Source organism: Pedobacter sp., from assembly GCF_041645105.1.
Lineage (GTDB): Bacteria > Bacteroidota > Bacteroidia > Sphingobacteriales > Sphingobacteriaceae > Pedobacter.
This window is the reverse complement of record NZ_JBAZQQ010000007.1, coordinates 234,681-253,272: the sequence shown is the minus strand read 5'-3', so window position 1 is coordinate 253,272 and position 18,592 is coordinate 234,681. Positions and strand designations below refer to the sequence as shown.

Sequence of the window (18,592 nt, the reverse complement as noted above, 5' to 3'; positions counted from 1 at the left end):
AAATCAAATATATTAATTCTATGAACCCATCTTTGGGTTAAATATTAAAAATCAATATGTGATCCTATGAAAATATTAGTTTGTATCAGTAACGTGCCCGACACGACAACAAAAATAACTTTTACCAACGATAATACACAATTCAATACAGCAGGGGTGCAATTTATTGTAAATCCTTATGATGAAATTGCGTTATCAAGGGCGATTGAGCTTTGCGATGGTGGAAAAGGAACAGTTACGGTAGTCAATGTGGGTGAGAGTTTTACAGACCCAACTATTAGAAAAGCTTTAGCTATCGGAGCTGATGATGCAGTCAGAATTAATGCTGCACCCAGAGATGCTTATTTTACAGCATACCAGATTGCTGAGTATGCAAAGACCAATGATTTTGATATGATCCTTTGCGGACGTGAGTCGATCGACTACAACGGCTCGCAGGTAGCTGCAATGGTTGGCGAATTTTTAGATATCCCATCTATATCTATCATTAAAAAATTGGATTACGATGGATCAACAGCAACAATTGAGCGTGAAATTGAAGGTGGTAAAGAAGTGATTTCAGTAACTGGAAAATTCATTGCTAGCTGCGCCGAAGGAACTGCTGAACCTAAAATCCCAAATATGAGAGGAATTATGTCAGCACGTACTAAACCTCTTCAGGTAGTTGAAGCTAAAGATATTGTGCAACTTAGTAAAGTACAGCAATTTGAAACACCTCCCCCACGTGGTGCAGTTAAATTAGTACCAGCAGAAGAAACTGCTAAATTAATCGATCTGTTACACCAGGAGGCGAAAGTTATCTAAACTTCAGTTTCAAATTTTAAATTATTTAATAAAGATCTTATGTCAGTTTTAGTATATGTAGAACAAGTTGATGGTAAATTTAAGAAATCAGTTTATGAAGCGGTTTCTTATGCAAAAGCCATTGCAGATAAACAAAATAGTAATTTAACAGCCATTTCTATAGGTAATGTTGCTGAGGCAGAGCTTAAAGAATTGGGTAAATATGGTGCTTCAAAGGTTTTAAATGTTTCTAATGACCAATTAAAAAACTTTGTAAACCAAGCTTATGCAGCAGTAATTGCTGAGGCGGCTAAAAAAGAAAACGCAGACGTTGTAGTCTTATCTAATTCATTCTCAGGAAAGGGATTGGCACCACGTATTGCAGTAAAACTTGAAGCTGGATTAGTTGATGGTGCTGTTGAATTGCCACAATTAGATGGTGGAAGATTCCAGGTAAAGAAAACAGCTTTCTCTGGAAAAGCTTTTGCTGTGACAGAATTGACTTCTGCTATAAAAGTAATTGCACTTAATCCAAATGCATTTGGCACTAAAGAAAATGCTACCGACGCAGCAATTGAAGCTTTCAATCCTGAAGTTAAATCAACAGACCTTGCTGCTATTGTAAAAGAGGTGGTTAGGGCTACAAATAAAGTTTCATTACCAGATGCAGAACTTGTTGTTTCTGCAGGCAGAGGTCTTAAGGGTCCTGAAAACTGGGGAATGATAGAAGAGCTTGCTGACCTGTTGGGCGCTGCTACAGCTTGCTCTAAACCAGTCTCGGATGCAGATTGGAGACCACATTCAGAACATGTTGGACAAACTGGTATTGCGATCAGTCCAAATTTGTATATTGCAATAGGTATTTCTGGCGCTATCCAGCACTTAGCGGGTGTTAGTTCTTCAAAAGTAATTGTTGTTATCAATAAAGACCCTGAAGCTCCATTCTTTAAAGTTGCGGATTATGGAATTGTTGGCGATGCATTTGAAGTAGTACCAAAATTAATTGAGGCGTTAAAAGCACATAAAGGGTAATATTTGTCATTCTGAGCTTGCTAAATAGATCATAGTTTTAGCGAGCTTAACATGACATTTCAGCAAAATGAAGAAAGTAAAACTAGACATCGTTGGTTTATCTTATAGCCAAACCCAATCCGGGGCTTATGCACTCGTGCTTGGAGAAGTAAATGGTAGAAGACGTTTGCCAATTATAATTGGTGCGTTTGAAGCTCAGGCTATTGCCATAGAGATTGAAAAGATGACCCCGAGCAGGCCATTAACCCACGACCTATTTAAGACATTTGCGCAGATCTATAATATTGAAATTCAGGAAGTCCTGATTTATAATTTAGTAGAGGGTGTTTTTTATGCCAAACTAATCTGTACAGATGGAAAAACTACACATGAAATTGACGCCCGCACTTCTGATGCAATTGCATTAGCTGTTCGTTTCAATGCCACTATTTATACCTACGAGTTCATTTTATCTTCGGCTGGTATTGTAATAGAAGGTAATGATTTCCTTTTCCTTGAAAATATGGATACACTTCCTAAAGAGAAAGGAGCTGAAGACCTCTCCTCTATCCCATCTTCAAGTTATAAATCATTAAGTACAGAAGAATTAAACCAAAAGCTTCAGGAAGCACTTGCAGAAGAGGCCTATGAAAAAGCTGCCCGCATACGTGACGAACTAAACAAAAGAAACAATGAACGTTAAGTTTCGCTTAACCCTGATGAGTTTTATGCAATTCTTCGTCTGGGGTGCCTGGTTAATTACCATAGCTAATTACTGGTTCGGCACAAAACAATGGGATGGCACACAATTCGGTGCCATTTTCGCAACCATGGGTTTTGCGTCGTTAATCATGCCTACGCTAAGTGGTATTATTGCCGACAAATGGGTAAATGCAGAAGTCCTTTATGGTATTCTGCATATTTTGTATGCGGGTGTTTTGTTTTATTTACCACAGGTAGATAGCCCTAATGGTTTCTTTTGGGTAATGTTGCTAGCCATGTGCTTTTACATGCCTACTATATCATTAAGTAATTCCATTTCTTATACAACTTTAAAGTCTGGTTCCTTTGATGTAATCAAAGACTTCCCTCCAATCAGAGTATGGGGTACTATAGGTTTTATAGTTGCCATGTGGACAACCAACTTAACAGGGAACAAAGCTACAGCTTATCAGTTCTATATTGCCGGAACTGCAGCGCTTGCATTAGGCTTATATGCCTTTACCCTACCTAAGTGCCCGCCACAAGGTATAAAAACAGAGAAGAAATCTCTTGCACAAACCTTAGGCCTGGAAGCATTTAAGCTTTTTGCTAATTATAAAATGGCTTTATTCTTCATCTTTTCGATGTTCTTAGGCGGTGCACTTCAACTAACAAATGCTTATGGTGATGTGTTTTTGGATGAATTTAAATTGTTTCCAACTTATGCAGACTCATTTGTAATTAAGTACTCTACCATTATCATGTCCATTTCGCAGGTTTCAGAAACCTTGTTTATATTAGCGATTCCTTTCTTTTTAAAGCGTTTTGGTATCAAAAAGGTAATTGTGATTGCCATGCTGGCATGGGTGCTCCGTTTCGGCTTCTTTGCTTATGGCGACCCAGCAGGTAACTTATGGATGATTGTTATGTCATGCGTGGTATACGGAATGGCCTTCGATTTCTTTAACATTTCAGGTTCTCTTTTTGTAGAAACTTCTACTACTGCAAAAACACGTTCCTCTGCACAAGGAATGTTTATGATGATGACCAATGGATTTGGAGCAGTATTTGGCAGTCTGGTATCAGGTTGGATGATAGATAAATATTTTACTAAACACTACAACGATATTCAATCGCTTGCAGCTGTTGCCAACACAGAACCTACAAATGAGCATTTACTTACCTTTTTAAAGAATAAGGGTATAAATGTATTAACTAATGGAGATTTAAGCCGTGCTTTAGATGTTAAAGACTGGCACCATATATGGCTTTCCTTTACAGCATATGCATTGATTATTACCATTGCCTTTGCCATTATGTTTAAACATAAACACAGCATTGCAGAAGAAAAGGCAATTGAACAAAAACTAGGTCATTAAGATCATAAAAAAATCCCCGCTCAAATGAACGGGGATTTTTCTTTATATATAATTCAAGATATTATCTGTCTTTTATTGCGCTGAACTTTCTATCGGTATGACCAACATATATTTGACGTGGACGCCCGATTGGTTCTTTATTCTCATGCATTTCTTTCCATTGAGCAATCCATCCTGGTAAGCGTCCTAATGCAAACAATACAGTAAACATATCTGTAGGGAAACCTAGTGCTCTATATATGATACCTGAATAGAAATCAACATTCGGGTACAATTTACGTTGAACAAAATATGGATCGTTTAATGCAGCTTCTTCTAGTTTCTTAGCGATTTCTAAAACTGGATCATCAATACCTAATTTCTCTAAAATATCATCACATGCTTTTTTAATGATTTTAGCTCTTGGATCAAAGTTTTTATAAACTCTGTGTCCGAAGCCCATCATACGGAAAGGATCGTTTTTATCTTTAGCTTTATTGATCCATTTTTCTGTATCACCACCATCTTCCTTAATCAATTCAAGCATTTCGATAACAGCCTGGTTTGCACCACCATGAAGTGGGCCCCATAATGCATCGATACCTGCTGATACAGAAGCATATAAATTACAATCAGACGAACCAACCATTCTTACAGTAGATGCCGAACAATTTTGTTCATGATCAGCATGTAGAATAAGTAATGTATTCATGGCGCTAACTACTACAGGATCAATTTCGATTTCTTCGGTACGCTGACCAAAAATCATGTTTAAGAAATTGCTTACATAATCATACTTATTTTTAGGATAAATAAGTGGATGACCTAATGATTTTTTATAAATGAAAGAAACTATAGTCGGAAATTTAGCCAATAATTTAATCATCGTCAGATCCATTGATTCTGCCGATGAATTAGCTTTTAATGATTCAGGATAAAATGTAGATAAAGAACAAACCAAAGAAGACAACTGAGCCATTGGATGTGATTTTGAAGGGTATCCATCCAAAAACTTCTTCATATCCTCATGAATCAACGTATGTCTGCTAATTTGCAACTGGAAGTCTGTTAATTGACTTTCTGTTGGCAAATCGCCATATATTAATAAGTATGCTACTTCTAAAAATGTCGATTTTTCTGCCAGTTCCTCGATTGGATATCCACGGTATTTTAAAATACCCAGTTCACCATCTAAAAATGTTATTGCACTCTTTGTTGAGCCCGTATTTTTGTATCCTAAATCTAAAGTGATATGACCTGTTAAATCTCTAAGTTTAGAAATATCAATAGCCTTCTCCCCCTCGGTTCCTGTGATAACGGGGAATTCATACACTTTTCCATCAATCTTAATTTCTGCAATATCTGACATATATATTCTTAAATTTATAAAAACAAACTTAACCAATTCATTCTAATTGGCTTCTAGCTTAAATAACAAAACTGTTAAATTATTATTAAATATGGGTCAACGCCAAGTAAATTACAAGGCAGTTTTTATTGTTTCTACAACTCGACCACATTCCATCATTTCATCACCATAATATGGATTTTGTATTTTTTGCTCACTCGACAACCAATCACCTCCATCGCCATTGTTAGCCATCGGACAATGTTGAACAAAAATAGCTCCTTTAGTAATATCAGCATGCTTAAATAGCGCTATTACATCTGAACTTAATGAAGTAAAATCTTTACGTTGGGCCGCAATATCTGCAGCTGTAGCGATTTTTTCAGCAATCAATGCTGTATTCTCACAGCCCTTATAACTGGCTAAATCCGCTTTAAGAGCATCAGCAGCTTTTTTCGCTTCCTCAAATTTTGTAGACACTAAAGCGTCTTTTAGTATAATGTAACCATTATAAATCGCCTGAACCTTAGGTTCTTTTAACTCTACTTCAGCAGGAGCCGCAGTGGCTGCATCTGAAGTAGTTGTGTCTGAATTCCCTGCTACTTTTTTTTCTGTATTTGTGCAAGAAACTATCCCTGCGATTAGCATTACTGCCAGATATTTTCTCATGTATTTTTTTTTGGTTAAAATACCAATTTAATTTTAAATAAATAAGAAAGCTCCTGATTTTTTCAGGAGCTTTCTATAATTAGCAGAAAAATAGTGTTATAATTTAAAACCATAGGCTATCCGTAGTGCGACCTGGCCTACTGTTCCACCACCTACAGGTACTCCTTCATATTTGACTCCCAGATCTAATCCACTGCTCCATGCATAGCCAATTGCTGGTGAATACACAAAGTGCGTTCCTGAATTTTCAGTTACCCCAAAGGCAGCACCAACTTCTGCCAATGCATACGGACCAGAGCCAGTTTCATCTAAAAACACTTTCAAACCGGTTTTTAATGGGATATAACCGTAATCACTCACTTTCACATTATTTGCAATTTCTTTTCCCATAAAATGAGTGTATCCCGCTGTTACAGGAATCGAAACTTGCTTAGATACATCGAACTGTAATCTAGCATCAGCACCAAGTGCGAAATTGTATCCATCATTAGTAGGAATACCAAGGTTTAAACCTATTCCTAATTTCTGAGCATTTGCATTAGTAGTAAAAAACAATGCCACAACAGCTACTGCCGAGGCAATAAATTTGGTAGTTCTATTCATAGGTACGTTTTTACGTTATACAATCAGGTTTATCCTGATTTATATACAATGTTGCAAACCCTGTGCCATAGATTTAAAATTGAAGATAAAATAAAAAGGCTCCTGAAAATCAGGAGCCTTTTTACTTTAATTATTTTATCTCAGTTATTACAATTTGAAGCTATAAGCTAAACGTAAAGCAAACTGACCGTTTTGTGGTCTGAATGTGTTAGAAGTTCTTTGTTGAGTAACACCTTCGTATCTAGCACCAATATCAAAACCACCAGCAGTCTGGTAACCTAATCCACCTGAATAGATAAATGACTCTTTAGAATCTTTTTCAGTACCGAAACCGAAACCAGCTTCACCTGATAAATATAAACCACCGATTTGAGGGAATACTTTAACACCAGCTTTTACTGGAATAAAGTTATAATCTTCACCTTGACCATCTTTCGCTTTGAATGAAGTATAACCACCAGTTGCAGTAAGTGCTAATTCTCTTGACAATTCAAATTGAAAACCTAGATCTGCACCATAAGCATATTCGAATGGAGATTTGTCAGTAGTAGTTCCACCACTAATACCGATACCTAAACGTACACCTTTAGCATCTTCTCTTGTTTGAGCTTGAGTAGCCGTTGCAGTAAACATAAACAAACCTGCTGCAATAGCTAAAATTCCAGTAACTTTTTTCATCTTTTTAATTTCAATTATATAAAACTTATTTGTGTATTATAAATATATATTTAATTGTCGATAAATTATTAATACCTCTAACTAAATAACTATTTATTACTCCCCTTTGCAAAACGTATGCCACATTTCTTAACTGTCAATTATTAATTTACAATAATAATGATGTTAAATGTTCTACATTTTACATCAAAATATGCCCTGACTGTTAAAAAAGGAGTTATACAAATCCAGTGCTTGTTGGGTAGGGTCAGTTTTTTCAGTCGATTTTATCCAATGAATTTTAACACCATCCTTTTCCATTTTTCTGAAAAAAGTCATCTGACGCTTTGCAAACTGACATATCGCTATTGTTAATTTCTCAACTAATGTCCTATAATCGATTTCACCCAAAATATACGTTACAACATACTTATATTCAAGACCATAGAACTGAAGCTTCTCTATAGAAACACCTGATTGCATCAATTGCTCCACCTCATTTATAAGGCCTTCATTTAACCTTAATTCCAAGCGGCTAATGATGCTTTGCCTACGCAAATTCAGTTCAGGTTCTAACCCAATTACACACGAATTAAATGTTGGTCTTACTACTTTGTCAAGTTTATGGTCAGTTAGATATGAAGAAACCTCTATGGCTCTAATAATTCTCTTCCGAGAAGACAAATCGGCGTGAGCTGTAAATTTATGAGAATATTTTGACAATAAATGTATTAGTTCTTCCGTTTCCAACTTAAGCAAAGTTGTCCTTAATGTAGGATTTGGTGGAATTGCTGTGTATTCATGGTCTTGCAGGACGCTGTGAATATACATACCACTGCCACCACATAATATTGGCAGTGCATTTTTGTCAGTTATTTTTTCAAAAGCACGATAAAAGTCTTCTTTAAATTCATTTACATTATAACTGTCGCCTGCCTTTTTAATGTCTATTAAATGATAATGGATTCTCTTTCCATTAATTATATATTCATCAAGATCTTTCCCTGTGCCAATATCCATTCCTTCAAATACCTGTCTGCTATCGCCACTAATGATTTCGCCTTTTAAAATATTTGCCAAATTCACAGCTAACTTTGTTTTACCAGAAGCAGTGGGGCCCAATATGATTAGAAGTGGATTTTTAGTCATTATTTAATTAAACTTTATTCAAGTATAGTATGTATTTAAGATTGCCTGTATTAAACACTGCGGCAAATTTATCTTGACCAAGATCCGGCATACGATGTGGAAAATATCTGATCATCTCCTCTTTTTGTAACCATATCTTAGCTGGAGGAGTAGTTTCAACAAGTTTAAAACCTGAAAGTTCATAAGCATTCCCTAGCGACCAATCACGATCTGCATAACTCATTACATCATCAGGTTGAATTAATTTTATAAAATGCTTAAGTAATTTTGTAAAGCCCCCTGTAACTGTATAACCCATTCTAGTAGCAAAACGAATCAATTCAACAGATTTATAACTGGCAGAAATTCCTTTCATCCATCTCACATTACTAAAACAGGCTACTGCCACAGTTTGTCCGTCTATTTGAAGTGCAAATTTATACCGCGCTTTAGCAGAGGCTTGAATATGATTTGCAATTAAAAAATCATCCGCTTCCGTTTGATCAATTACGGTAACCAGCCCCTTTCGCCCATGCAACCTTTTATTTAAGCCTAAAATAGATTTAATTCTTCCGATTACCTGCTCTTGCCTGGTTAGCCAGATATCTTCCCATAACTGAACTAAAACAACATTTTTAAGCTGATATACCGATTGTAAATCAATTAATTCCGAAGCAGAATAATCATTATCAAGGGGTATCAGATTAATGACCAGTTTATCGTTGATCATGATCAAATCATACCGATCATATATTTCAGTTCTTGCAATAATTCCATTATCCTGCAGTGCAATCCAAACACTGTTTTGCCAGATCAATCCTACACCCAACCCTTTTCCTTATATAACCTGAATCCTTCTGCCAATGCACTTTCAATACTCGCTAACAATGTATCGTCCAATTTTTTGATATGAAAACAAGATTTCCCTTTTAATAATTTCAACAGACCAGGATCAAAAATCTCTTTCATTTTTTCAGGTTCTGCATAAACAGGCATAAAATAGAAGCCAACATGTCCTTTAAAAATCTTTACTTCTGCAAAATAAACTTCATTTCTCTTTTTCCCTTCAATAACCACATTCATATCACTCCACAGATCAAAAGTTGTTTCACTGTTTATCCTGTTGCTAAACCCTTGTGCAGTGTAAGGTTGTAATACTGCTCTTATCGTTTGAAATATTTCTATGAAGTCTGTTTTCATTATATAGATGATAAAATTTATTTAGATAACATCTTAAAAACCATATTGTTTATTTACCTAAATCAAGCCACCATTCTTTTGACGGATAATGTTCATCCAAAACAACAGACTCACCCAGTAAGGGGGTTGTAATTTTAAAATTATCAGCTTTAGCCTGTTTTGCTACACGGATAGCTGGATCATCCCAGCTGTGCATTGCTAAAGCAAATTTCCCCCAATGTACAGGAAGTAATACTTTAGCATTTAAATCTTTAGCTGCCTGAACTGTTTGCTCAGGGAACATATGTATCAATGGCCAATACGCATTATACTGTCCACATTCCAGAATAACTAAATTAAAAGGACCATATTGCTCCCCCACTTTTTTAAAATGAGTATCATATCCAGAATCTCCCCCTAAATATAATTTGTGATTAGCACCCTGTAATACAAAAGCCGACCATAGGGTCTGGTTTCTTTTAAATCCTCTACCAGTAAAATGGCGTGCTGGTGTAGCAATAAACTTTAACCCGTTAGCAGTAACATTTTCATCCCATGCCAACTCAACAATTTTGTCTGCCGGCACTCCCCATCGCTCCAGATGTGCTCCTACACCTAAAGAAGTAATGAAAAGTTTAGTTTTACTTTTCAGCTTTAATATACTTTGATAATCAAGGTGATCATAATGATCATGTGTAATCAATACAATATCCAAGTAAGGGAAATCTTCCACCTTCACAAAATCTGTCCCCTTAAAATTACGAGTTCCAATAAAAGAGAATGGAGATGGACGTTCACTAAATACTGGATCTACAAGTACCTTTACACCGTCAATTTGCAAGTAATAAGAGGAATGACCAAACCAAATAAGTTTGGTCTTAGTACTGGTCGTAAAATCTGGCTTAATATGCGGAAGGTTCTCTTTAGGTGAACTATTATCATTGCCCTTCATCATTCCTACAAGCATATCCCAATAACTCACACTATCCGGTTTCATTGGTGTTGGTGAAAGGTTTTCAAGCGTACCATCTGCCTTGAAATTACTAAGCTTTTTTAGTTTTTCCAATCTCGTTCCTTCAGATACAGAACCAAACACAGGTAAGTTCAGTACCCATACTGTTGCCAGTGCGAGTACTACAATAATGACCAAAATGGAATACATAAATTTCTTCATTTACAATTATTAATCAGCTTTCGTTTCAACTACTGCCTCAGTTGGTGGCTGTGGCGGTGGTGCCAATTTTGCAGCAAGTGTATTTCCTGACAGCAATAACTCATTGGTAATTGCAGTCGTATATTCAGCAATTTCTGCCTTAAAATCAACTACCGAAGCACCAGAGCGTATTTCTTCCAGACGTTTTTCCCACTGACCTGTTAACTCTGCTTGTGCAATTTTCTGATCTTTTACTACATCATATACAGCTAAACCCTTTGTAGTTGGTACCAGATTGCGTTTCTCCCTCGAAATATACTCCCTGTTAATCAACGTTTCTATAATTGAAGCCCTTGTTGCAGGTGTACCCAATCCACTATCTTTCATTGCATATCTCAATTCTTCATCTTCAATATCCTTTCCAGATGTTTCAAGGGCTTTTAATAAAGAAGCCTCATTGTACATAGGTTTAGGTTTGGTTTGCTTTTCTAACAAAGCTTTATTTGTAATCGGCAGCTCCTCACCTTTTTTAACTTTTGGCAAAGCAGGATTATCCTCGTCTTTCTTTTCTTCGTCAGACTCGTTAAATACGGACCTCCATCCAGCAGAACGAATAACGGTTCCATTAGCTATAAACAATGAACCCGATTCAACAGATATTTTAGTGATTTCTTTCACACATTCCTGATGAAAAGCCTCGAGCATCCTTCCAACAACCATATCATAGACCGCCTGCTGATCACTACCTAAATGATATGGCGTTTCGCCAGTTGGTAGAATAGCATGGTGATCTGTTACTTTCTTAGCATTAACGCTTCTTTTATTTAATGGAATGCTTTGTAAAAACTCTGCCTGCCTGCCAAAATCCTTATGTGATTTTAATTTGTCTATCAAGTTAAGCACTCCAGCAAATACATCATCACCAATATACCTACTTCCTGTACGGGGATAGGTAACCAATTTACTTTCATATAAACCCTGTAAAAGACTGAGTGTCTGATCAGCTGTATAACCCTTACGTTTATTGGCTTCCTGTTGCAGACTACTTAAATCATGTAATAATGGAGGTGGTTCTTTTCTGGGTTTCGCCTCAACGCTTATAATCTTAGCACCATTGGGAAATCCAGATGCTACATCTTCAATTTTAGCCAGCAGTTCTTCTGCTTCTTCTTTTTTATCGAAGTTATTGACCGACATTGCTCTGAATAGCTGTCCGTCTTTATCTACCTGAATAGCTAATTGATAATAAGCTTGCGGAACAAAGTTTTTAATCTCGAGAAACCTTGAACAAATCATAGCTAAGGTTGGAGTTTGCACTCTACCCAGCGATAAGACTGATCTATTTCCAGCAGAAATACTCAAAGCCTGAGTAGCATTCATTCCTACCAGCCAATCCGATTCAGACCTCATATGTGCCGAATTGAACAAAGTATCATACTCTGTTCCTGGTTTCAGATTTCTGAATCCTTCTTTGATTGCTTCATCAGTTTGCGAGGAAATCCAAAGTCTGCGGAAAGGTTTTTTGCATTTCAGAAAGTAATAGATATATCGGAAAATGAGTTCACCTTCCCTCCCGGCATCCGTAGCCACAATGATTTCCTCAGCCTCATCGAACAACTTTTTAATAATATCAAGTTGTTTACGCACTCCGGGGTCTTCAACCATACCATCTTTGGTTTTTATTTTCCGGATGGCCAGTTTAAATTTCTTCGGCAACATTGGTAAATGCTGTTTTCTCCAACCAATAAAACCATAATCTTGTGGAGGAGCAAGCTGTAACAAGTGCCCAAATGCCCAGGTAAAAGAATAACCTTTCCCCTCTATATAGCCATCTTTTTTAGTTGTAGCACCAAAAACCTTAGCCAATTCACGTCCCACCGAAGGTTTCTCTGCAATAACAATCTTCATAATTATTCAAAAATATCTAAACCAATCTTAAAAGTGTTACAATGTGCATCAACAATATCTTTAATATTTGGTGAATAACCACCTCCCATACTTACCTGAACAGGTAAATTATTGTCCTTACAAAACTGTAACACCAACCTGTCTCTCTCTTTACATCCCTCTTTGCTCATTGCAAGTTTACCTAGTTTATCCGTTTCCAGTACATCAACACCTGATAAATAGAATACAAAATCGGGCTTATGTTTTAATAGTAATGGAAGTGATTCCTTCAGTTTATCCAGATACAATTGATCTGTTATACCATCTTCCAATGGAACATCCAGATCGGAACGCTCTTTTCTAAACGGAAAGTTTTTATCGCCATGCATAGAAAATGTAAACACCCTTGGCTCATTATAAAAAATCTCTGCCGTACCATTGCCCTGATGAACATCTAAATCTATCATTAAAATACGGCTGGCTAAATTATTCTTCAACAAATAGTTTGCTGCTATAGCCTGATCATTTAATAAACAAAAACCTTCGCCCCAATTACTACCAGCATGATGTGTACCACCAGCAATATTAAAAGCAATTCCATATTCCAAAGCAAATAAAGCACCATCAACAGTACCTTTAGCAATGCTAATTTCACGTTCTACCAATTGTGCATTTAAAGGAAAACCAATTCTTCTCTGCTCTTTTGAAGAGAGCGTAAGGCATTTAAGTTCATTCCAATAATCTTTATTATGCGACAATATAACGACATCTTCTTCCAACTGATCAGGGGTAAACAAATTGTTTTGAGTAATTACCCCTTCGTGCATTAGCTGTTCAGGAATCAGTTCATACTTCAGCATCGGAAAACGGTGCCCTTCTGGTAAAGGATGTGCGTAAAGCGGATGCCAGGCTATCTTTACCATATTACTTAAGGATTTCTCCTACATGCTTTTCAATATTGATACAAATCTCGTTTACAGGCAGATCATTAGCATCCTCACCAAAAGGATTTTCAATTTCCTCGGCAATGAGTTCTAAACTAGCCAGGACATACAAGATAAAAGGCACTATAGGAACTACAAAATACCCCAAGCTAAATACCCATCCAAATGGCAATGTAATCACATAAATAAAAATGAACTTTTTAATAAAAGCACTGTACGAATATGGGATTGGTGTATTCTTAATTCGTTCACAGCCACCACAAACCTCTGTAAATTGCTGAACATCATCATTCAGAATTATCAGCTGCTGACCTGTAATTTCGCCATTTGCTTCCAATTCAAAAATCCTTGAAGATATTCTTGCAGCCACCTGATTTGGAATATGTTTACCTCCATCGACCTCAATTAAAACACTGTTTTTGCCAAAATACTGCTTCTCTCTTAAATGCTCTTTTAATGCGAAAGCATACTTTGCAATTGCATATTCAAAAAACTCATTATGCTCAGCTTTAAGCTTTAAAGCTTTTATTTTGATGGCAAAATTACGGCTGACATTTGTTAAGGCACCTAATTGCCTACGGCCTTCCCACCATCTGTCGTACGAAGTATTTGTTCTGAATACCAACAACATAGAAATCACAAAACCTAGTAGATTATGCATCATTCCTATATTTTTCACATAGGTCGTTTCAGCAAGCTTCAAATAATTCAATTCCAGGTAGGCAATAATCCCGGAGAATACTGCTACACTGAGCATCAATGGCCATAAAGTACGTATGGTATCCGCTTTATGAATATGAAATATAAAAGTTACCCAGTCTTTTGGATTATAATTTATCATATTATTTTCTATTTCAGAATATTAGATTTTGCTTAAGATATTAATTAAAGTATCCGCTTACTGATATCTAGCAATAAGGCCCCCATAGTAAATACATCCTCAAAAGAATTGTATAACGGCACAGGACTTAGCCTGATCACATTAGGTTCACGCCAGTCGCCCAATACATTATTGGCAACCAACTCCTGGAATACCTCTTTTCCCTTTTGCTTAGCGATAATAGAAACCTGTGCACCACGATCAGCCTCTGTTATAGGCGTTATAATCTTATATTGCTCTTCGCCAATTGCTTTATTCACCTCATTAACAATAAAAAACAAATAGGCTGTTAATCTTTTACTTTTTTCTCTTAACGGAACCATAAAACCAGCTTTTTCAAAGCTTTGTAATGCTGCATAATATAATGCCATTGGCATAACCTGAGTACAGCTAACCTGCCATCCATCTGCACCGCTTTCCGGCACAAACCCTTTTTCCATTTTAAATCGTTGCTCTTCCTGATAACCCCACCAGCCAGCAAAACGGTTCATTTTAGTATCAGAGAAGTGCTTTTCGTGAACAAAAATACCACTGATGCCACCTGGCCCTGAGTTTTGGTATTTATAGGAACACCAGCAAGCAAAATCAACGTCCCAATCGTGCAGTTTTAGAGGAACATTTCCAGCCGCATGCGCAAGGTCAAACCCTACCACAGCACCAGCTTCATGTCCTGCTTTAGTAATTACCTCCATATCAAACCACTGGCCCGTAAAATAATTTACACCACCAAATAAAACCAGTGCAATGTCATTTCCATTTTCTGCAATTGCATTTGTAATGTCTTTTGTTCTTAAAGTATATTCTCCTTCTCTTGGTGCAACTTCAATAATAGCAGTTGATGGATCGTAACCATGAAAACGAACCTGACTTTCAATCGCATACTGATCCGATGGAAAGGCTCCAGCTTCCATTATAATCTTATACCTATTGGTTGTTGGTTTATAAAAACTAACCATCAACAAATGAAGGTTTACGGTCAAAGTATTCATCGGACAAACTTCAGCTGCACTAGCGCCTACTAATGGTGCCATCAGTTTTTTTAACTCTTTATGATAAAACATCCAAGGTGTTTCACCTTCAAACCATCCTTCAACAGCAAGGTTTTCCCAGTTAATTAGCTGCTCATTTAACACCTCACGTGCAGCTTTAGGTTGTAAACCTAAAGAATTGCCACATAGATAAATAAATGGATTTCCATTTTGTTGTGGAAATAAAAAATCTTGTCTCAATTCACGCAGAGGATCTGCCTGATCAAGCGACTGTGCGAATGCTAAAGTGTTTTCAAAATTCATTGTCTCAAATATCTACAAAAACGAGGATAAATTAATCCCAGTAATCATTTTGTTATCCACAACAAAGGGTTAACACTGGTAGCAAGGATGATAGGGATAGGCAACAATAAAAAATCAGGTATTGGGTTTACTCACAAATTTATTTCCTTTGATATAATATCGCCAGGGCAGCAAAGCATGATCTTCAGCATAATCTACACCTACCCTTGGAACCGCAACAATGTCTTCAGACCTAACAATCAAACCATTATCTTCAATCCAGATTTCTTCTCCACAAAGATCTTTAGCATTCAATCCTTTATCAATTCCCATAGCTTTAGCCAATGCACCTGGGCCAGCGGTTAATGCAGGTTTTAAAACAGGTTTATTTCTTCTATACAACATAATATCCAAACCGTTTACCGGCTCTAATCCCCTTATCAACACCGCATGAGGCGTTCCTTTAGGAGCTGTAACTACATTAAATAGATGATGAATACCATAGCATAAATAAACGTATGATATCCCACCTTCATCATACATAATCTTCGTGCGATCGGTAAACCTACCACCATAGGCATGAGAAGCCTTATCTTCCTCGCCATTATACGCTTCAGTTTCTACTATAGTTCCAGAGGTAATTACCCCATCTATAAATGTATACAACTGTTTACCCAGTAGTTGAATAGCAAGCTGGTTAACATCTGTATCCTGATAAAATGAATAGGGTAATTTAGACATTCAACATCTTAATTATTTCCTTTAAGTACTTAGCATCAATATCATCAAAATGAGAAATATATTCACTATCAACATCAAGTACTCCAATTATTTCTTCCCCTCGATACAAAGGTAAAACGATCTCAGACCTTGAAGCTGAAGCACAAGCAATATGACCTGGAAACTGATCAACATCCGGTACGACTAAAATCTGATTCTGTTGCCATGAGGCACCACACACACCTTTACCTTTTTTAATCCTTGTACAAGCCACTGGCCCCTGAAAAGGCCCCAAAACCAATTCATCACCTTTAACCAGATAAAATCCAACCCAAAACCATTTAAATTGCTCCTTTAAAGCCGCTGCAACATTAGCAAGGTTAGCGATCTGGTCGCTCTCTCCTTCCAACAAAGCTGTTATCTGGGGAATAATTGATTTGTATTGAGCTTCTTTATCTATGTCCGTATTTATAATTAAATCTTCTGCCATTCTTAGAAAGTTGAATAACAAAAATACAAAAGTAAAATGGAAAGGATTTGGATCTTATATTGGTTTCTCTTTAATCTTGGTCGCCAAACAGTAAAAAACCAAATAGAAAGGGGCTAAACTCCAACATGACTCCAACTATTTCTTAGGAAACTTGGTATTATGTTGGAGTTTAGTTGGAGTCATGTTGGAGTCATCTCATTATTATATCCTACTTTTGCAATGAATGAAGCCCATCCTACAATTATTTGATTTTTCCCAAAAAGTAAACTACAGAACAGAAGTACTTGCTGGTTTAACAGTAGCAATGACCATGATGCCTGAATCCCTATCTTTCGCTATTCTTGCAGGCTTACCTCCATTATCTGGACTCTACGCAGCTTTTATTATGGGTTTGGTCACGGCTATTTTTGGTGGCAGACCAGGCTTGATTTCTGGTGGCGCAGGAGCTACTGTAATTGTACTCATTGCCCTCATGAAATCAAATGGGCTTGAATATGTTTTTGCTGCTGTGGCAATGGCTGGTGTAATACAAATTATTGTCGGCCTTTTTAAACTGGGAAAATTTATTCGTCTTGTTCCGCAACCTGTGATGTTTGGCTTTGTAAATGGATTAGCTATCATCATATTTATGGCACAAATTGAACAATTTAAAGTAAATATAAATGGACAACTGGTATGGCTAAGTGGAAGTGCACTATACATTATGCTTGGATTAGTAGCTCTAACGGTAGCAATAGTTATGCTTTGGCCAAGAATAACGAAAGCAGTTCCAGCCTCTCTTGTGGCTATCATTGTTGTGTTCCTCATCGTACTTGGTTTTAATATTGACACCAAAACAGTTAAAGATATTGCATCAGTAGGTGGTGGTTTTCCTCCTTTTCATATCCCTGAGATTCCTTTTACGCTAGAAATGCTAAAAATTGTATTCCCGTACGCCTTGATTATGGCCGCTGTTGGTTTAACAGAGGGTCTGCTGACTTTAAATCTTGTTGATGAAATCACAGAAAGCAGAGGGAATGGGAACAGAGAATGTATTGCTCAAGGTAGCGCAAATATACTTAATGGCTTCTTTTTTGGTATGGGTGGCTGTCCTATGATTGCGCAAACACTAGTCAACCTTTCTGCCGGTGCCAGAGCTCGTCTTTCTGGTATTATTGCTTCCATGACTATTTTAATTATCATTTTATTTGGCTCCTCCCTAATTGAAAAAGTACCCATGGCGGCTTTAACGGGTGTAATGATTATGGTGGCTATTGGAACTTTCGAATGGATGAGCTTTAGGGTAATAAACAAAATGCCCCGACAAGATATATTTGTAGGTGTCCTGGTAGCATTAATCACCATCTGGTTACATAACCTGGCTTTAGCAGTATTGATTGGTGTAATCATTTCTGCATTGGTTTTTGCGTGGGAAAGTGCTAAACGCATCCGAGCTAAGAAATACATTGATGAGTATGGAATAAAGCATTACGAGGTCTATGGTCCACTGTTTTTTGGTTCAATAACTGCTTTCTCAGAGAAATTTGACGTCAATAAGGATCCACAAAAAGTAATTATTGATTTCCGGGATAGCAGAATTGCGGATATGTCTGGAATCGATGCTTTAAATAAGCTTACTGAGCGATATCGAAAGGCAGGAAAAGAATTGCATTTAAAACATCTGAGTGAAGATTGTCGTCAATTACTAAAGAATGCTGATGCCATAATCGATGTAAATATTATGGAAGATCCTAATTACAGAGTAGCGGATACTCGTTAACTATTAGACAAAACACATCCCTAGAATTGTTGTTTTTAAAAAAAACGATT

At 36.8% G+C, this 18,592-nt stretch carries 19 protein-coding genes; 5 read left to right on the top strand and 14 right to left on the bottom strand.

The features are described 5' to 3' along the window. The first annotated feature begins 66 nt into the window (after positions 1-66). From WC623_RS20695 to WC623_RS20680, 4 genes are all read left to right on the top strand, one after another. Complete coding sequence (locus tag WC623_RS20695; RefSeq protein ID WP_372854685.1) at positions 67-804, top strand: electron transfer flavoprotein beta subunit/FixA family protein; 738 nt, start codon at positions 67-69, stop codon at positions 802-804. 39 nt (positions 805-843) lie between these two features. Beyond that, positions 844-1,815, top strand: coding sequence for an electron transfer flavoprotein subunit alpha/FixB family protein (locus tag WC623_RS20690; RefSeq protein WP_372854683.1), 972 nt, complete (start codon positions 844-846; stop codon positions 1,813-1,815). Positions 1,816-1,882: 67 nt separating this feature from the next. Beyond that, positions 1,883-2,497, top strand: a complete 615-nt coding sequence (locus WC623_RS20685) for a bifunctional nuclease domain-containing protein (RefSeq protein WP_372854681.1) — start codon at positions 1,883-1,885, stop codon at positions 2,495-2,497. Further along, the gene (locus tag WC623_RS20680) at positions 2,487-3,875 is read left to right on the top strand and encodes a nucleoside permease (protein ID WP_372854679.1); all 1,389 of its coding nucleotides are present in this window, start codon (positions 2,487-2,489) and stop codon (positions 3,873-3,875) included. The genes WC623_RS20685 and WC623_RS20680 overlap by 11 nt, the downstream gene beginning before the upstream one ends. A 61-nt stretch (positions 3,876-3,936) precedes the next feature. Here WC623_RS20680 and WC623_RS20675 read toward each other — a convergent pair whose 3' ends face one another. The 14 genes from WC623_RS20675 to WC623_RS20610 form a co-directional block, all read right to left on the bottom strand. Continuing rightward, the gene (locus WC623_RS20675) at positions 3,937-5,223 is read right to left on the bottom strand and encodes a citrate synthase (RefSeq protein WP_372854677.1); all 1,287 of its coding nucleotides are present in this window, start codon (positions 5,221-5,223) and stop codon (positions 3,937-3,939) included. Positions 5,224-5,334: 111 nt separating this feature from the next. Next, on the bottom strand, positions 5,335-5,871 hold the full coding sequence (locus tag WC623_RS20670) for a DUF3347 domain-containing protein (RefSeq protein ID WP_372854675.1): 537 nt from the start codon (positions 5,869-5,871) through the stop codon (positions 5,335-5,337). 96 nt (positions 5,872-5,967) lie between these two features. Beyond that, a complete protein-coding gene (locus WC623_RS20665) occupies positions 5,968-6,474 on the bottom strand; it encodes a hypothetical protein (RefSeq protein WP_372854673.1) in 507 nt (168 codons plus the stop codon). A gap of 147 nt (positions 6,475-6,621) precedes the next feature. Beyond that, positions 6,622-7,152: an outer membrane beta-barrel protein gene (locus tag WC623_RS20660; protein ID WP_349785037.1), complete on the bottom strand. Its 531-nt coding sequence runs from the start codon at positions 7,150-7,152 to the stop codon at positions 6,622-6,624. Between the two features lie 186 nt (positions 7,153-7,338). After that, entirely contained in the window at positions 7,339-8,280 is a 942-nt protein-coding gene (miaA, locus tag WC623_RS20655; RefSeq protein WP_372854671.1) for a tRNA (adenosine(37)-N6)-dimethylallyltransferase MiaA, read from the bottom strand. 7 nt (positions 8,281-8,287) lie between these two features. Then, positions 8,288-9,088, bottom strand: coding sequence for a hypothetical protein (locus tag WC623_RS20650; RefSeq protein ID WP_372854669.1), 801 nt, complete (start codon positions 9,086-9,088; stop codon positions 8,288-8,290). Continuing rightward, positions 9,079-9,459, bottom strand: coding sequence for a hypothetical protein (locus WC623_RS20645; RefSeq protein WP_372854667.1), 381 nt, complete (start codon positions 9,457-9,459; stop codon positions 9,079-9,081). The genes WC623_RS20650 and WC623_RS20645 overlap by 10 nt, the downstream gene beginning before the upstream one ends. Before the next feature lie 49 nt (positions 9,460-9,508). Next, positions 9,509-10,612, bottom strand: a complete 1,104-nt coding sequence (locus WC623_RS20640; RefSeq protein WP_372854665.1) for an MBL fold metallo-hydrolase — start codon at positions 10,610-10,612, stop codon at positions 9,509-9,511. Between the two features lie 9 nt (positions 10,613-10,621). Continuing rightward, complete coding sequence (gene topB, locus WC623_RS20635; protein ID WP_372854663.1) at positions 10,622-12,499, bottom strand: DNA topoisomerase III; 1,878 nt, start codon at positions 12,497-12,499, stop codon at positions 10,622-10,624. 2 nt (positions 12,500-12,501) lie between these two features. Further along, on the bottom strand, positions 12,502-13,401 hold the full coding sequence (locus tag WC623_RS20630) for a histone deacetylase (RefSeq protein WP_372854661.1): 900 nt from the start codon (positions 13,399-13,401) through the stop codon (positions 12,502-12,504). A 1-nt stretch (position 13,402) separates the two neighbouring features. Next, positions 13,403-14,263 carry a bestrophin family protein gene (locus tag WC623_RS20625; protein WP_372854659.1) on the bottom strand — a complete coding sequence of 287 codons (861 nt, stop codon included), beginning with the start codon at positions 14,261-14,263 and terminating at the stop codon, positions 13,403-13,405. 44 nt (positions 14,264-14,307) lie between these two features. Continuing rightward, positions 14,308-15,594 (bottom strand): kynureninase, encoded by a 1,287-nt coding sequence (gene kynU, locus WC623_RS20620; protein WP_372854657.1) that lies wholly within the window; start codon positions 15,592-15,594, stop codon positions 14,308-14,310. A 114-nt stretch (positions 15,595-15,708) separates the two neighbouring features. Then, the gene (locus tag WC623_RS20615; RefSeq protein WP_372854655.1) at positions 15,709-16,314 is read right to left on the bottom strand and encodes a DNA-3-methyladenine glycosylase; all 606 of its coding nucleotides are present in this window, start codon (positions 16,312-16,314) and stop codon (positions 15,709-15,711) included. After that, positions 16,307-16,783 (bottom strand): GAF domain-containing protein, encoded by a 477-nt coding sequence (locus WC623_RS20610; RefSeq protein ID WP_372854653.1) that lies wholly within the window; start codon positions 16,781-16,783, stop codon positions 16,307-16,309. The genes WC623_RS20615 and WC623_RS20610 overlap by 8 nt, the downstream gene beginning before the upstream one ends. A 223-nt stretch (positions 16,784-17,006) precedes the next feature. On the opposite strand from WC623_RS20610, the gene WC623_RS20605 reads away from it, so the two are divergent. Then, entirely contained in the window at positions 17,007-18,542 is a 1,536-nt protein-coding gene (locus WC623_RS20605; RefSeq protein ID WP_372854651.1) for a SulP family inorganic anion transporter, read from the top strand. The last annotated feature ends 50 nt before the right edge of the window (positions 18,543-18,592 follow it).

Coding starts and splice junctions, on each gene's coding strand:
- WC623_RS20615 (WP_372854655.1), bottom strand. CDS start 16,314: ATGTCTAAATTACCCTATTCATTTTATCAGGATACAGATGTTAACCAG.
- WC623_RS20645 (WP_372854667.1), bottom strand. CDS start 9,459: ATGAAAACAGACTTCATAGAAATATTTCAAACGATAAGAGCAGTATTA.
- WC623_RS20605 (WP_372854651.1), top strand. CDS start 17,007: ATGAAGCCCATCCTACAATTATTTGATTTTTCCCAAAAAGTAAACTAC.
- WC623_RS20685 (WP_372854681.1), top strand. CDS start 1,883: ATGAAGAAAGTAAAACTAGACATCGTTGGTTTATCTTATAGCCAAACC.
- WC623_RS20665 (WP_372854673.1), bottom strand. CDS start 6,474: ATGAATAGAACTACCAAATTTATTGCCTCGGCAGTAGCTGTTGTGGCA.
- WC623_RS20660 (WP_349785037.1), bottom strand. CDS start 7,152: ATGAAAAAAGTTACTGGAATTTTAGCTATTGCAGCAGGTTTGTTTATG.
- WC623_RS20675 (WP_372854677.1), bottom strand. CDS start 5,223: ATGTCAGATATTGCAGAAATTAAGATTGATGGAAAAGTGTATGAATTC.
- WC623_RS20670 (WP_372854675.1), bottom strand. CDS start 5,871: ATGAGAAAATATCTGGCAGTAATGCTAATCGCAGGGATAGTTTCTTGC.
- WC623_RS20640 (WP_372854665.1), bottom strand. CDS start 10,612: ATGAAGAAATTTATGTATTCCATTTTGGTCATTATTGTAGTACTCGCA.
- WC623_RS20680 (WP_372854679.1), top strand. CDS start 2,487: ATGAACGTTAAGTTTCGCTTAACCCTGATGAGTTTTATGCAATTCTTC.
- WC623_RS20690 (WP_372854683.1), top strand. CDS start 844: ATGTCAGTTTTAGTATATGTAGAACAAGTTGATGGTAAATTTAAGAAA.
- topB (WP_372854663.1), bottom strand. CDS start 12,499: ATGAAGATTGTTATTGCAGAGAAACCTTCGGTGGGACGTGAATTGGCT.
- miaA (WP_372854671.1), bottom strand. CDS start 8,280: ATGACTAAAAATCCACTTCTAATCATATTGGGCCCCACTGCTTCTGGT.
- WC623_RS20610 (WP_372854653.1), bottom strand. CDS start 16,783: ATGGCAGAAGATTTAATTATAAATACGGACATAGATAAAGAAGCTCAA.
- WC623_RS20625 (WP_372854659.1), bottom strand. CDS start 14,263: ATGATAAATTATAATCCAAAAGACTGGGTAACTTTTATATTTCATATT.
- WC623_RS20695 (WP_372854685.1), top strand. CDS start 67: ATGAAAATATTAGTTTGTATCAGTAACGTGCCCGACACGACAACAAAA.
- kynU (WP_372854657.1), bottom strand. CDS start 15,594: ATGAATTTTGAAAACACTTTAGCATTCGCACAGTCGCTTGATCAGGCA.
- WC623_RS20630 (WP_372854661.1), bottom strand. CDS start 13,401: ATGGTAAAGATAGCCTGGCATCCGCTTTACGCACATCCTTTACCAGAA.